12 protein-coding genes are annotated in these 14,944 nt (G+C 70.7%); 11 read left to right on the top strand and 1 reads right to left on the bottom strand.

What is annotated here, in order from left to right; all coding sequences use genetic code 11:
• Positions 1-8 precede the first annotated feature (8 nt).
• The 10 genes from murD to divIVA all read left to right on the top strand — a co-directional run bounded on the left by murD (position 9) and on the right by divIVA (position 10,171).
• Positions 9-1,424 (top strand): UDP-N-acetylmuramoyl-L-alanine--D-glutamate ligase, encoded by a 1,416-nt coding sequence (murD, locus tag ACH4NX_RS08075; RefSeq protein ID WP_351392496.1) that lies wholly within the window; start codon positions 9-11, stop codon positions 1,422-1,424.
• Between the two features lie 76 nt (positions 1,425-1,500).
• Positions 1,501-2,871: a putative lipid II flippase FtsW gene (ftsW, locus tag ACH4NX_RS08070; protein ID WP_351392163.1), complete on the top strand. Its 1,371-nt coding sequence runs from the start codon at positions 1,501-1,503 to the stop codon at positions 2,869-2,871.
• A gap of 6 nt (positions 2,872-2,877) precedes the next feature.
• Positions 2,878-3,972: an undecaprenyldiphospho-muramoylpentapeptide beta-N-acetylglucosaminyltransferase gene (murG, locus tag ACH4NX_RS08065; RefSeq protein ID WP_279563266.1), complete on the top strand. Its 1,095-nt coding sequence runs from the start codon at positions 2,878-2,880 to the stop codon at positions 3,970-3,972.
• A gap of 59 nt (positions 3,973-4,031) precedes the next feature.
• Entirely contained in the window at positions 4,032-4,826 is a 795-nt protein-coding gene (gene ftsQ / locus ACH4NX_RS08060) for a cell division protein FtsQ (RefSeq protein WP_351392160.1), read from the top strand.
• A gap of 287 nt (positions 4,827-5,113) precedes the next feature.
• Positions 5,114-6,316, top strand: coding sequence for a cell division protein FtsZ (ftsZ, locus tag ACH4NX_RS08055; RefSeq protein ID WP_351392157.1), 1,203 nt, complete (start codon positions 5,114-5,116; stop codon positions 6,314-6,316).
• A complete protein-coding gene (pgeF, locus tag ACH4NX_RS08050) occupies positions 6,313-7,041 on the top strand; it encodes a peptidoglycan editing factor PgeF (RefSeq protein ID WP_351392155.1) in 729 nt (242 codons plus the stop codon). The genes ftsZ and pgeF overlap by 4 nt, the downstream gene beginning before the upstream one ends.
• 6 nt (positions 7,042-7,047) lie before the next feature.
• Positions 7,048-7,767 (top strand): YggS family pyridoxal phosphate-dependent enzyme, encoded by a 720-nt coding sequence (locus ACH4NX_RS08045; RefSeq protein ID WP_351392152.1) that lies wholly within the window; start codon positions 7,048-7,050, stop codon positions 7,765-7,767.
• Between the two features lie 129 nt (positions 7,768-7,896).
• Positions 7,897-8,538: a cell division protein SepF gene (locus ACH4NX_RS08040; protein WP_279563271.1), complete on the top strand. Its 642-nt coding sequence runs from the start codon at positions 7,897-7,899 to the stop codon at positions 8,536-8,538.
• A gap of 81 nt (positions 8,539-8,619) precedes the next feature.
• Positions 8,620-8,904 (top strand): YggT family protein, encoded by a 285-nt coding sequence (locus ACH4NX_RS08035; RefSeq protein WP_003976737.1) that lies wholly within the window; start codon positions 8,620-8,622, stop codon positions 8,902-8,904.
• A gap of 55 nt (positions 8,905-8,959) precedes the next feature.
• A complete protein-coding gene (gene divIVA / locus ACH4NX_RS08030) occupies positions 8,960-10,171 on the top strand; it encodes an apical growth/hyphal branching protein DivIVA (protein ID WP_398127726.1) in 1,212 nt (403 codons plus the stop codon).
• A gap of 182 nt (positions 10,172-10,353) precedes the next feature.
• Here the strand turns inward: divIVA and ileS are convergent, their stop codons facing one another.
• A complete protein-coding gene (gene ileS, locus ACH4NX_RS08025; RefSeq protein ID WP_351392144.1) occupies positions 10,354-13,533 on the bottom strand; it encodes an isoleucine--tRNA ligase in 3,180 nt (1,059 codons plus the stop codon).
• A 594-nt stretch (positions 13,534-14,127) separates the two neighbouring features.
• On the opposite strand from ileS, the gene ACH4NX_RS08020 reads away from it, so the two are divergent.
• Positions 14,128-14,907 (top strand): TraR/DksA C4-type zinc finger protein, encoded by a 780-nt coding sequence (locus ACH4NX_RS08020; RefSeq protein ID WP_351392141.1) that lies wholly within the window; start codon positions 14,128-14,130, stop codon positions 14,905-14,907.
• Positions 14,908-14,944 lie beyond the last annotated feature (37 nt).

Raw genomic sequence — 14,944 nt, 5'->3', positions numbered from 1 at the left:
CCTCCTCGGTGCCTTTCGACTTCCAGGGCAAGCACGTCACCGTCGCGGGACTGGGTGTCTCCGGTGTCCCGGCGGCCAAGGTCCTGCACGGCCTGGGCGCGCGCGTCACCGTCGTCAACGACGGCGACGACGAGCGCGCGCGGGCGCAGGCGGCCGACCTGGAGGCGCTCGGCGTCACCGTGCGCCTCGGCGACGGGGCCACCCTCCCCGAGGGCACCGAGCTGATCGTCACCGCGCCCGGCTGGAAGCCGGACAAGCCGCTGTTCACGGCGGCACGCGAGGCCGGCGTCCCCGTCTGGGGCGACGTCGAACTCGCCTGGCGCCTGCGCGGCCTGGACGGACGGAAGGCCGCGCCGTGGCTGGCCGTCACCGGCACCAACGGCAAGACCACCACCGTCCAGATGCTGGCGTCGATCCTGAAGGCCGCCGGCCTGCGCACCGCCGCCGTCGGCAACATCGGCGTCTCGCTGCTGGACGCGGTCACCGGCGAGACGGAGTACGACGTCCTGGCCGTGGAGCTGTCCAGCTACCAGCTCCACTGGGCGCCCTCACCGCGCCCCCACTCGGCCGCCGTGCTCAACCTCGCCCCCGACCACCTCGACTGGCACGGCTCCATGGAGGCCTACGCCGCCGACAAGGGCCGCGTCTACGAGGGCAACACCGTCGCCTGCGTCTACAACGTCGCCGACAAGGCGACCGAGGACCTGGTCCGCGAAGCCGACGTCGAGGAGGGCTGCCGGGCGGTCGGATTCACCCTGGGCACCCCCGGCCCCTCCCAACTCGGCGTCGTGGAGGGCATCCTGGTCGACCGCGCCTTCGTCGAGAACCGGCAGAAGAACGCCCAGGAACTCGCCGAGGTCTCCGACGTCGACCCGCCGGCCCCGCACAACATCGCCAACGCCCTTGCCGCGGCGGCCCTCGCCCGCGCCTACGGCGTGCCCGCCGCCGCCGTACGGGACGGGCTGCGCGCCTTCACGCCCGACGCCCACCGGATCGCGCACGTCGCCGACGTCGACGGCGTCGCGTACGTGGACGACTCCAAGGCCACCAACACCCACGCCACCGAGGCCTCGTTGGCGGCGTACGGGTCGATCGTCTGGATCGCCGGCGGGCTGGCCAAGGGCGCGACCTTCGACGAGCTGGTCGCGGGGGCGGCCGAGCGGCTGCGCGGGGCGGTGCTGATCGGCGCCGACCGCGCCCTGATCCGCGAAGCCCTGGCGCGACACGCCCCCGAGGTACCCGTGGTCGACCTCGGCCGGACCGACACTGGGGCGATGCTCCAGGCCGTCCGGGAGGCCCAGCGGCTCGCCAGGCCCGGCGACACGGTCCTGCTGGCCCCGGCCTGCGCCTCGATGGACATGTTCACCAACTACAACAAGCGCGGTGACGCGTTCGCGGAGGCCGTTCGCGAACTCGGCGCCTGACCCGGCCGTCTCCTGCGCCGGGTGACTTCGGGAGGACGGGTGGGACGGTCCATGCCGACGTATAGCGGAGGCCGCGATGCCGGGTAGTCCTCAGAGCCGTACCGGACGTCCGCCCGTACAGCGGGCCGTCAAGCGACCCGCCACGCCGGGGCCGCCGCACGAGAACCCGCTGCTCCGCCTGCACGGCCGCCTCCGCCGCGCCTGGGACCGGCCGCTGACCGCGTACTACCTGATCTCCGGCGGCAGCGCGCTGCTCACCGTGCTCGGCCTGGTGATGGTCTACTCGGCCTCCCAGATCACCGCGCTCCAGCTGTCGCTGCCGGGGTCGTACTTCTTCCGCAAACAGGCCCTGGCGGCGCTGATCGGCGTCGTCCTCCTCGTGGCCGCCATGAAGATGCCGGTGAAGCTGCACCGGGCGCTGGCCTACCCGATCCTCGCCGGGGCCGTCGTCCTGATGATCCTGGTGCAGGTGCCGGGGATAGGGATGGCGGTCAACGGCAACCAGAACTGGATCGCGCTGGGCGGCTCCTTCCAGATCCAGCCCAGCGAGTTCGGCAAGCTGGCCCTGGTGCTGTGGGGCGCCGACCTGCTCGCCCGCAAGCAGGACAAGAAGCTGCTGACGCAGTGGAAGCACATGCTGGTGCCCCTGGTGCCGGCGGCGTTCATGCTGCTCGGACTGATCATGCTCGGCGGCGACATGGGCACGGCGATCATCCTGACGGCGATCCTGTTCGGCCTGCTGTGGCTGGCCGGCGCGCCCACACGGCTGTTCGCCGGCGTGCTGTCGATCGCCGTGCTGCTCGGCTTCATCCTCATCAAGACCAGCCCCAACCGCATGGCCCGGCTGGACTGCATCGGCGCCACCGACCCGGGCCCCGGCGACGCCTGCTGGCAGGCCGTGCACGGCATCTACGCCCTCGCCTCGGGCGGACTGTTCGGTTCCGGGCTCGGTGCCAGTGTGGAGAAATGGGGCCAACTCCCCGAAGCCCACACCGACTTCATCTTCGCCGTCACCGGTGAGGAACTGGGCCTGGCGGGGACGCTGTCGGTGCTCGCCCTGTTCGCGGCTCTAGGCTATGCGGGTATCCGCGTGGCCGGACGCACGGAGGACCCCTTCGTGAGGTATGCCGCGGGAGGCGTGACCACCTGGATCACGGCCCAGGCCGTGATCAACATCGGTGCGGTCCTCGGGCTGCTGCCGATCGCCGGTGTGCCCCTCCCGCTGTTCTCCTACGGGGGGTCGGCCCTGCTGCCGACCATGTTCGCCATCGGACTCCTCATCGCCTTCGCGCGCGACGAGCCCGGTGCGCGGGCGGCGCTTGCGCTGCGGCAACCTCGCTTTGGTAGAAAGCGGGGAGCCGGGGTTTCCGGGTCCAAGCGGAGCCCCCGGAGTTGGAACACGATGCGACGGCGTGCCTCTGCGGCGCGTTCGTCCGGAGAGCGGTGAATTTCGGTGCATGTCGTACTCGCCGGCGGAGGAACCGCGGGCCACATCGAGCCCGCGCTCGCCCTCGCGGACGCCCTGCGCAGGCAGGATCCCACCGTGGGGATCACGGCCCTGGGCACGGAACGCGGCCTCGAGACCCGCCTCGTACCCGAGCGCGGGTACGAACTGGCGCTGATCCCGGCCGTACCGCTGCCGCGCAAGCCCACCCCCGAACTGATCACCGTCCCGGGCCGGCTGCGCGGCACGATCAAGGCGACCGAGCAGATCCTGGAACGCACCAGGGCGGACGCCGTGGTCGGCTTCGGCGGCTACGTCGCCCTGCCCGGCTATCTCGCGGCCAAGCGGCTCGGGGTGCCGATCGTCGTCCACGAGGCCAACGCCCGCCCCGGGCTGGCCAACAAGATCGGTTCGCGGTACGCGGCGCAGGTCGCGGTCTCCACGCCCGACAGCAAGCTGCGCAACTCCCGCTACATCGGCATCCCGCTGCGCCGTGCCGTCGCCACCCTGGACCGCGCCGCCGCGCGTCCCGAGGCCCGCGCGGCGTTCGGGCTCGATCCCAACCTGCCGACGCTGCTGGTCTCCGGCGGTTCGCAGGGCGCCCGCCGCCTCAACGAGGTGGTGCAGCGGGTCGCGCCCTGGCTCCAGCAGGCCGGCATCCAGATCCTGCACGCGGTCGGGCCCAAGAACGAACTGCCGCAGGTGCACCAGATGCCGGGGATGCCCCCGTACATCCCGGTAAGTTATCTGGACCGGATGGACCTCGCGTACGCCGCGGCCGACATGATGCTCTGCCGCGCGGGCGCGATGACCGTCGCCGAACTCTCCGCCGTCGGACTCCCGGCCGCCTACGTCCCGCTGCCGGTCGGCAACGGCGAACAGCGGCTCAACGCCCAGCCGGTGGTCAAGGCCGGCGGTGGACTGCTGGTCGACGACGCGGAACTGACGCCCGAGTGGCTGCAGCACAACGTCCTGCCCGTGCTCGCCGACCCGCACCGGCTGTACGAGATGTCCCGCGCCGCCGCCGAGTTCGGCCGCCGGGACGCCGACGACCTGCTCGTCGGCATGGTGTACGAGGCGATCGCCGCCCGTGCGCACCGCTAGGGAACGTCTCGGCGCCTGAGGCGTCCGGGAGGTGAGCCGAGCCAGGAAAGGGAGTGCGCGTGGCCGGACCGACCACTGCCGAGCGCGGTGAACGCCAGCGGAAGTCGTCCGGCCCGCCCCGTGCGTGGCGGTTCGGCCGACCCCGTCTTCGTACGATCATCATCCTGGCCGGGGCTCTCGTGCTCGTCACGGGCGCGACCCTCTGGCTGCTCTACGGCTCGAACTGGACACGGGTGGAACGCGTGTCCGTCTCCGGGACTCGCGTTCTGACGGCCGCGCAGGTGCGCGAGGCGGCCGACGTGCCCGAGGGCGACCCGTTGGTCTCCGTCGACACCGAGGTGGTCGAGGCGCGGCTGCGACAGGAACTGCCCCGCGTCGACGAGGTCGTCGTGGAACGTTCCTGGCCGCACGGAATCGACCTGAAAGTGACGGAACGTACTCCGGTTCTGATTGTTCAAAAGGGCCGAAACTTCGTGGAAGTGGACGATGAAGGCGTCCGTTTCGCCACGGTTTCCCGGGCGCCGAAAAACGTTCCCACGCTGGAATTGGAGCTCGCCCGGTCCGGGACGGCGGCGGCGAGTCTGCGGCGCTTCGACGAGGACCGCCTGGTGCGGGAGGCGGTCCGGGTGGCCGGCCACCTCCCGGACGCGGTCGCCAAGGACACACGGGTCGTCAAGGTCCGTTCCTACGACGACATCTCGCTGGAGTTGAGCGGCGAGAGGACCGTGGCGTGGGGGAGCGGTGAACGGGGCGTACGGAAAGCGCGCGTACTCACCGCGCTGGTGAAAGCGTCGCCGGACGCGCGGCACTTCGACGTGAGTGTCCCCACTGCCCCGGCGTCATCCGGGAGTTGACGGGTATACGTGCAGGCCAGCACCCTGGTTGGGCAGCGCTACGGCTGATCACATAGGGTGAAAAGAAAAACGGGAGGTTCGGCGTGTTCGTTGAACGTGCGCCACTTGTCGACTTAGTGTCCTGTTCAGAAGACTCCAAGGAACAGACACACTGGTAACCCTAAACTTCAGCGTTAGGGTTCGGGTCGGCACTACGGACCGTCCCATTCGGCATCAGTCGTCGGGTCGCGGGGCAGCAGTGCTCCGGCGGATCGACGACACGTAACTCGAGGCGAGAGGCCTTCGACGTGGCAGCACCGCAGAACTACCTCGCAGTCATCAAAGTCATCGGTGTCGGCGGCGGTGGTGTCAATGCCATCAACCGGATGATCGAGGTCGGTCTCAAGGGCGTCGAGTTCATCGCCATCAACACCGACGCGCAAGCTCTGTTGATGAGCGACGCCGACGTCAAGCTCGACGTCGGCCGCGAACTCACCCGCGGACTCGGCGCCGGAGCCAACCCGGCCGTCGGCCGCAAGGCCGCCGAGGACCACCGCGAGGAGATCGAGGAGGTCCTCAAGGGGGCCGACATGGTCTTCGTGACGGCCGGAGAAGGCGGCGGCACCGGCACCGGCGGTGCACCCGTCGTGGCCAACATCGCCCGCTCACTGGGCGCCCTCACCATCGGCGTGGTCACGCGCCCGTTCACCTTCGAGGGGCGGCGCCGCGCCAACCAGGCCGAGGACGGCATCGCGGAACTCCGCGAAGAGGTCGACACCCTCATCGTCATCCCCAACGACCGACTGCTGTCCATCTCGGACCGACAGGTGAGCGTGCTCGACGCGTTCAAGTCCGCGGACCAGGTGCTGCTGTCCGGTGTGCAGGGCATCACCGACCTCATCACCACGCCGGGCCTGATCAACCTGGACTTCGCCGACGTGAAGTCGGTCATGTCCGAGGCCGGCTCGGCCCTCATGGGCATCGGCTCGGCCCGCGGCGACGACCGCGCGGTGGCCGCCGCCGAGATGGCGATCTCCTCGCCGCTGCTCGAAGCGTCCATCGACGGCGCCCGGGGCGTGCTGCTCTCCATCTCCGGCGGCTCCGACCTCGGCCTGTTCGAGATCAACGAGGCCGCCCAGCTGGTCAGTGAGGCCGCACACCCCGAGGCCAACATCATCTTCGGCGCGGTCATCGACGACGCCCTGGGCGACGAGGTCCGGGTCACCGTGATCGCGGCCGGCTTCGACGGGGGCCAGCCGCCGTCCAAGCGGGACAACGTCCTCGGCTCCTCCTCGGCCAAGCGCGAGGAGCCCACCCCGGTGCGGCAGACCGAGAGCCGTCCGTCCTTCGGGTCGCTCGGCAGCGTCAAGCCGAAGGAGGACCCGGAGCCGGCCCCCGCGCCGGAGCCGGTGAGCGACCTGCCGCCGGTCTCCGCGCCGCCGGTCCCGCCGTCCCGGACCTACTCGGACAGCGCCGCCGAGGAACTGGACGTGCCGGACTTCCTGAAGTGATAGGACAGCGCGACACCGTGAACGGCGCGCACTTCGGCTTCACCGACCGGTGGGGCGGAGTGAGCGCCGTTCCGTACGAGGAGCTCAACCTCGGCGGCGCGGTCGGCGACGACCCCGGCGCCGTGACGGCCAACCGGGAACTGGCGGCGAAGTCGCTGGGCGCCGACCCGGCCCGGGTGGTCTGGATGAACCAGGTGCACGGCGCCGACGTCGCCGTCGTCGACGGGCCCTGGGGCGACGGCCCGGTTCCCCGGGTCGACGCGGTCGTCACCGCCGAACGCGGTCTCCCCCTCGCCGTCCTCACCGCCGACTGCGTGCCCGTCCTGCTGGCGGACCCCGTCGCCGGCGTCGCCGCCGCGGCCCACGCGGGCCGGCCGGGCCTGGTCGCCGGGGTCGTCCCCGCCGCGGTACGGGCCATGGCCGAACTCGGCGCGGACCCCGCCCGGATCGTCGCCCGGACCGGACCCGCCGTGTGCGGACGGTGCTACGAGGTGCCGGAGCGGATGCGGGCCGAGGTCGCCGGCGCCGTACCGGAGGCGTACGCCGAGACCGGTTGGGGCACACCGGCGGTCGATGTGAGCGCCGGCGTGCACGCGCAGCTCGAACGCCTCGGGGTGCGCGACCGGGCGCGGTCGCCGGTGTGCACCCTGGAGTCGAAGGACCACTTCTCGTACCGACGCGACCGCACCACCGGGCGGCTCGCGGGCTATGTCTGGCTGGACTGATGGGGCATGACGGACCGTAAGCAGGAACTCGCCGCGAATCTGGCGAGAGTGGAAGAGCGCATCGCCGCCGCGTGCGAGGCCGCGGGCCGTCGCCGCGACGAGGTGACCCTGATCGTGGTCACCAAGACCTACCCGGCGGACGATGTGCGCATTCTCTCGGGACTGGGTGTGCGCCATGTCGCCGAGAACCGCGACCAGGACGCGGCCCCCAAGGCCGCCGCATGCTCGGATCTGCCGCTTTCGTGGCATTTCGTCGGTCAGTTGCAGACCAACAAGGTGCGGTCCGTGGTCGGCTACGCGGACGTCGTGCAGTCCATCGACCGGGCCAGGCTCGTCACGGCCCTGTCCAAGGAGGCCGCGCGGGCCGGGCGCGAGGTGGGCTGCCTGCTCCAGGTCGCGCTCGACGCGGGGGAGGGCGGGCGCGGCGAGCGCGGTGGTGTCTCGCCCGCGGGAATCGAAGAGTTGGCCGACCTCGTCGCCGGATCGGAGGGGCTGCGGCTCGACGGACTGATGACCGTCGCCCCGCTCACCGGCGCATACGCGGGACGCCAACAGGCCGCCTTCGAGCGCCTCATGGATTTGTCGACCTACGTGCGCCGAACCCATCCGGCTGCGAACATGGTCTCCGCAGGGATGAGTGCGGACCTCGAGCAGGCCGTGGCCGCCGGAGCGACACATGTGCGCGTCGGCAGTGCGGTACTCGGAGTCCGCCCCGGGCTCGGGTAACGTCGCCAAGAAGTCGGACCACAGCAGAAAATATGGTCATTACCGCCGAAAGGCGGACGCAACGACCTCGTGGATCGCGGGCATTTGGCAGTCGTCAGCCGATCCACCACAGAGCGGAGGACTCAGAGCATGGCCGGCGCGATGCGCAAGATGGCGGTCTACCTCGGCCTCGTGGAGGACGATGGGTACGACGGCCGGGGGTTCGACCCCGATGACGACTTCGAACCGGAACTGGACCCGGAGCCCGAGCGGGACCACCGGCGGCACGAACCGGCGCACCAGCCGCACGTGTCACATCAGCCCCTAAGGGACGAAGAGGTACGAGTCGTACAACCGCCCGCGCAACGCGAGCCGGTGCCACGTGCCACTTCGCTCGCGGCGGAATCGGGCCGCCCGGCGCGTATCGCGCCCGTGGCATCCATCACACAAGAACGCGCGAGCCTGGAAAAGAGCGCACCGGTCATCATGCCCAAGGTCGTGTCCGAACGAGAGCCCTACCGGATCACCACGCTTCACCCCCGGACCTACAACGAGGCCCGTACCATCGGGGAACACTTCCGTGAGGCCACGCCGGTGATCATGAATCTGACTGAGATGGATGACACAGATGCGAAGCGACTTGTCGACTTTGCGGCCGGTTTGGTGTTTGGTCTTCACGGCAGTATCGAGCGGGTGACGCAGAAGGTGTTCCTGCTGTCTCCTGCTAACGTCGATGTCACGGCGGAGGACAAGGCCCGCATCGCAGAGGGCGGGTTCTTCAACCAGAGCTGAGACGCACCACCGGTACAGAGCAAGAACGCGGATCCGAGAACGGGTCCGAGAGATGGTTCAGGGGAGAGGGAAGCACAGGTCATGAGCGTGGTCCTGGATGTCGTCTACATCGCGCTGATGTGCTTCCTCATCGTGCTCATCTTCCGGTTGGTCATGGACTACGTGTTCCAGTTCGCCCGCTCGTGGCAACCCGGCAAGGCGATGGTGGTCGTTCTGGAGGCCACCTACACTGTCACCGATCCACCGTTGAAGCTTCTGCGGCGGTTCATCCCGCCGCTGCGTCTCGGGGGCGTGGCGCTCGACCTGTCCTTCTTCGTACTGATGATCATCGTCTACATCCTGATCTCGATCGTGAGCCAGCTGTGAGCGATGACAGAGATACGGGCTTGCCGAATGCCGACGACAACGTTGAGGTGAAGAGATGCCGTTGACCCCCGAGGACGTGCGGAACAAGCAGTTCACGACCGTCCGCCTCCGAGAAGGCTATGACGAGGACGAGGTCGATGCCTTCCTCGATGAAGTCGAAGCCGAACTGACCCGCCTGCTCCGCGAGAACGAGGACCTGCGGGCCAAGCTGGCCGCGGCGACGCGCGCGGCTGCGCAGAACCAGCAGAACATGCGCAAGCCCCCGGAACCGCCGCAGGACCAGCAGCAACAACAGCAGCAGCACCAGCAACAGCAGCACCAGCAGCAGCACCCTCAGCAGGGGGGTATGCCGCAGCAGGGCATGCGAGGTCCCGGCGCTCCGGTGCCCGCCGGCATATCGGGCCCGCCGCAGCAGCAGATGGGTGGCCCCATGGGTGGTCCGCCCCAGCTGCCGAGCGGCGCCCCGCAGCTGCCCGCCGGCCCCGGCGGACAGGGCGGCCCGCAGGGTCCCGGCCCGATGGGCCAGGGTCCGGGGCCGATGGGCCAGGGCGGCCCCGGCCCGATGCAGGGCCAGATGGGTCCCGGTCCGATGGGTGGCCCCATGGGCGGCCCGCAGGGTCACGGCGGTCCTGGTGGCCCCGGCATGCCCGGTCAGGGCGGCCCCGGCGGCGACAGCGCCGCGCGTGTCCTCTCGCTGGCCCAGCAGACCGCCGACCAGGCGATCGCCGAGGCCCGGTCCGAGGCCAACAAGATCGTCGGCGAGGCGCGTTCGCGTGCCGAGGGTCTTGAGCGGGACGCCCGTGCCAAGGCGGACGCCCTGGAGCGGGACGCGCAGGAGAAGCACCGCGTCGCGATGGGCTCCCTGGAGTCCGCCCGCGCCACGCTGGAGCGCAAGGTCGAGGACCTGCGCGGCTTCGAGCGCGAGTACCGGACGCGGCTGAAGTCGTATCTGGAGTCGCAGCTGCGTCAGCTGGAGACCCAGGCGGACGACTCGCTCGCCCCGCCGCGTACGCCCGCGACGGCCTCTCTGCCGCCGTCCCCGGCGCCTTCCATGGCACCGGCCGGCGCGAGTGCCCCGTCGTACGGCGGCGGCAACCAGTCGATGGGCAACGGGCCGAGCCAGAACGGTCCGTCCTACGGCGGTCAGCAGCAGATGTCGCCCGCGATGACCCAGCCGATGGCTCCGGTACGGCCGCAGGGGCCGTCGCCGATGGGGCAGGCGCCTTCGCCGATGCGTGGGTTCCTGATCGACGAGGACGACAACTGACGGGTTGACGAACAGTAGTACGGCGTAGCAGCCGGCAGCGTTCAGGGCGGGCCCCGGGTTTCTGACCCGGGGCCCGCCCTTTTGTCGCGCGCGGGGCCGGTGTGCCGGTCCGGGCGGGCGCGGGCCGTGCCGGTATGACGAAAGGCCCGGCCCCCCGCGGGGACCGGGCCTTTCGCGGCCGGTTATCGCTTGCGCAGACGGAACGTCAGGGACAGCCCCTCGTCCGTGAACGGGGCGCCGTACGCGTCGTCCGCCTCGCCCTGGGCGAAGTCCGTCGCGAGGACCTCGTCGGAGATCAGGCCGGAGTGGCCGGTCAGGGCGGCGATCGTCGCCGGGTCCGTGGCCGTCCACCGCAGCGCGATCCGGTCGGCCACGTCGAGCCCGCTGTTCTTGCGGGCCTCCTGGATCAGGCGGATCGCGTCCCGGGCGAGGCCCGCCAGGCGGAGCTCCTCGGTGATCTCCAGGTCCAGGGCGACGGTGGCGCCCGAGTCGGAGGCGACCGACCAGCCCTCGCGCGGCGTCTCCGTGATGATCACCTCGTCGGGAGCGAGGGTGACCGTCTCACCGTCGACCTCCACCGACGCCGTGCCCTCGCGCAGGGCGAGGGAGAGCGCCGCCGCGTCCGCGTCCGCGACGGCCTTGGCGACGTCCTGGACGCGCTTGCCGAACCGCTTGCCCAGCGCGCGGAAGTTGGCCTTCGCCGTCGTGTCGACGAGGGAGCCGCCGACCTCGCTCAGTGACGCGAGGGACTCGACGTTCAGCTCCTCCGTGATCTGCGAGTGCAGCTCGGGGGAGAGCGTCTCGAAGCCCGCCACCGCGATCAGCGCGCGCCTCAGCGGCTGCCGGGTCTTGACGCCCGACTCCGCGCGCGTGGCGCGGCCCAGTTCGACCAGGCGGCGGACCAGGACCATCTGCTTCGACAGCTCCGGGTCGATCGCCGGCAGGTCCGCCTCCGGCCAGGTGGACAGGTGCACGGACTCGGGGGCGCCCGGGGTGACCGGGACGACCAGGTCCTGCCAGACCCGCTCGGTGATGAACGGGGTCAGCGGGGCCATGAGCCTGGTGACCGTCTCGACGACCTCGTGCAGCGTGCGCAGCGCCGCCTTGTCGCCCTGCCAGAAGCGGCGACGGGAGCGGCGTACGTACCAGTTCGACAGGTCGTCGACGAACGCGGACAGCAGCTTGCCGGCGCGCTGGGTGTCGTAGGCGTCCAGTGCCTGCGTGACCTGGTCGGTCAGCGCGTGCAGTTCGGAGAGCAGCCAGCGGTCCAGGACCGGGCGGTCGGCGGGGGCCGGATCGGCCTCGCTCGGCGACCAGCCCGTGGTGCGGGCGTACAGGGCCTGGAAGGCGACCGTGTTCCAGTAGGTGAGGAGCGTCTTGCGGACGACCTCCTGGATGGTGCCGTGGCCGACGCGGCGGGCCGCCCACGGGGAGCCGCCGGCCGCCATGAACCAGCGGACCGCGTCCGCGCCGTGCCGGTCCATCAGCGGGACCGGGTCCAGGGTGTTGCCCAGGTGCTTGGACATCTTGCGGCCGTCCTCGGCCAGGATGTGGCCGAGGCAGACGACGTTCTCGTAACTCGACTTGTCGAAGACCAGGGTGCCGACCGCCATCAGCGTGTAGAACCAGCCGCGGGTCTGGTCGATGGCCTCGGAGATGAACTGCGCCGGGTAGCGGGACTCGAACAGTTCCCTGTTCTTGTGCGGGTAGCCCCACTGCGCGAACGGCATCGAACCCGAGTCGTACCAGGCGTCGATGACCTCCGGCACGCGCGTGGCCGTCTTGCCGCACCCGTCCTGCGGGCAGGCGAAGGTGACCTCGTCGATGTACGGGCGGTGCGGGTCCAGGGCGGACTGGTCGGTGCCGGTCAGCTCGGTCAGTTCGGCCCGGGAGCCCGCGACCGTGAGATGGTCGTCCTCGCAGCGCCAGATGGGCAGCGGGGTGCCCCAGTAGCGGTTGCGGGAGAGCGCCCAGTCGATGTTGTTGTCCAGCCAGTCGCCGTACCGGCCGTGCTTGACCGAGTCCGGGAACCAGTTGGTCTTCTCGTTCTCCTCGAGGAGACGGTCCTTGACGGCGGTGGTGCGGATGTACCAGGACGGCTGCGCGTAGTACAGCAGCGCGGTGTGGCAGCGCCAGCAGTGCGGGTAGCTGTGCTCGTACGGGATGTGCCTGAAGAGCAGGCCCCGGGTGTCCAGGTCCTCCGTCAGCTTCTCGTCGGCCTTCTTGAAGAAGACGCCGCCGACCAGCGGGACGTCCTCCTCGAAGGTGCCGTCCGGGCGGACCGGGTTGACCACCGGCAGGCCGTAGGAGCGGCAGACCTTGAGGTCGTCCTCACCGAAGGCGGGGGACTGGTGGACCAGGCCCGTGCCGTCCTCGGTGGTGACGTAGTCGGCGTTCACCACGTAGTGGGCGGGCTCGGGGCTGTGCCCGTCGGTTCCCTCGCCGGCGCTCGGGAACTCCACCAGCTCGAACGGCCGCTGGTACCTCCAGCGCTCCATCTCGGCGCCGGTGAAGGACCGGCCGGTGGTCTCCCAGCCCTCGCCGAGGGCCTTGCCGACCAGCGGCTCGGCGACGACGAGCTTCTCCTCGCCGTTCGTCGCGACGACGTAGGTGACCTCGGGGTGCGCGGCGACCGCGGTGTTGGAGACCAGGGTCCAGGGCGTGGTCGTCCAGATCAGCAGCGCGGCCTCGCCGGCCAGCGGGCCGGAGGTCAGCGGGAGGCGGACGTAGACGGACGGGTCGACGACCGTCTCGTAGCCCTGCGCCAGCTCGTGGTCGGACAGGCCGGTGCCGCAGCGGGGGCACCACGGGGCGACGCGGTGGTCCTGGACCAGCAGGCCCTTGCCGAAGATCTCCTTCAGCGACCACCAGACGGACTCGATGTACTCCGGGTCCATCGTGCGGTACGGGTCCTGGAGGTCGGCCCAGTAGCCCATGCGGGTGGTGAGCTCTTCGAAGGCGTCGGTGTGGCGGGTCACCGACTCGCGGCACTTGGCGTTGAACTCGGCGATGCCGTACGCCTCGATGTCCTGCTTGCCGGAGAAGCCGAGCTCCTTCTCCACCGCCAGCTCGACCGGCAGACCGTGGCAGTCCCAGCCGGCCTTGCGGCCCACGTGGTACCCGCGCATGGTGCGGAAGCGGGGAAAGACGTCCTTGAAGACGCGGGCCTCGATGTGATGGGCGCCCGGCATGCCGTTGGCGGTGGGCGGGCCCTCGTAGAACACCCACTCGGGGCGGCCCTCGGACTGCTCCAGGCTCTTGGCGAAGATCTTCTGCTCACGCCAGAAGTCGAGCACCGCGTGTTCGAGCGCGGGCAGGTCGACCTGGGCGGGCACCTGGCGGTACTGCGGCTGCGTATTCAACGAGCTTCCTCCGGCGGACGTGCTGCCTTCCGTCGGAGGGACGAGAGTTGTGCTCCCGCGGTACCACCCTCCTTGGCTCTCCGGTGCTTCGTGTGCGCCGGTGAGCCCCCTCATTGGGGTCGCGAGCCGGTTCTACTCGCCGTGACCGTCTTGTCACGGCTTTCCTCCGGCGGCTCCGGGGTGATCTTCACGTCGCGCTCGCCCCCGGGCTCACACCGTCCCCGGGTCGCTCTGGGCCGCTCACGCCGCTACTCGTCCCCATCCACGCCTTTCGCTGCGCCCAGTGTACGGCGCCGCGCGGACAGCGGCCGACCGGTTTTCGGCACCGCGGCGAGCGGGGGTGCTCCGTGGCCTTCGTACGGCTGGGCGTGACCCGAATGCCGTCGCGGGCGTACGGCCCCGGGGCGGCCCGGGAGGGAGGAATCCCGGCGGATTACCGGGCGGGGAGCTGGGCACAACGCATGCATGCTCGCCGCGCGGCGCACGGTGGGCGGGCGATTCGGGCGGCGTGCCCCGTTGCCGCGGGACCCGAGTCGATTTATCGTCCCAGCACGATTCGCGCGCAAGATCGCAAGATGTGAAGGGGCCGCGGCCATGGTGGGGAAGAAGACCGCCGTACAGCAGTCGGAGACGACTGCGAAGAAGTCCGCGGCGAGGAAGGCCCCGGCGAAGCAGGCCGCCGCGGAGGAGAGCACTGCGGAGAGGGACACGGCAGAGGAAGCGGCAGACAACGCGGCTGAGGGTACGGCAGGAACGACGGCGGAGGACGCGGCAGAGAAGACCGCGGCGAAGCAGAAGGGCCCGGCGAGGAAGACCGCGGCCAAGAAGAGCACGGCGAAGAAGAGCACGGCCAAGAAGGCGGGCGCGGCCGAGGCCGCGGAGCAGACGGGAGCCACGACGGTGGTTGCGAAGAAGACTCCTGGCACGGCCACGGCGGCCAAGTCCGCCGTTCCCAAGGCCCGCGGCGCCGCGGACCCCGGTGACCTCGCGGTACGCCCCGGAGAGGAACCCTGGACCCCGCAGGAGGTCGACGAGGCGCGCGGGGAGCTGCAGTCCGAGTCCGACCGGCTGCGCTCCGAGATCGACGCCTCCGAGCGGTCGCTGCAGGGCATGATGCGGGACTCCGGGGACGGCGCGGGCGACGACGAGGCCGACACCGGCAGCAAGAACATCACGCGCGAGCACGAACTGGCGCTGGCCGCCACCGCGCGCGAGGTGCTCACCCAGACCGAGCGCGCCCTGGAACGCCTGGACACGGGCACCTACGGCCTGTGCGAGAACTGCGGCAACCCCATCGGCAAGGCGCGCATGCAGGCCTTCCCGAGGGCCACCCTGTGCGTCGAGTGCAAGCAGAAGCAGGAGCGCCGGTACTGATCCGCCGAGGCAGGCCGCTGTCCGCCGCCGTCCGCCC

The sequence above is a fragment of the Streptomyces sp. NPDC017225 genome, assembly GCF_044331465.1.
Classification (GTDB): Bacteria; Actinomycetota; Actinomycetes; order Streptomycetales; family Streptomycetaceae; genus Streptomyces.
Note: the sequence above shows the minus strand (reverse complement) of the source record. Positions and strands in the feature narration are given on the sequence as shown.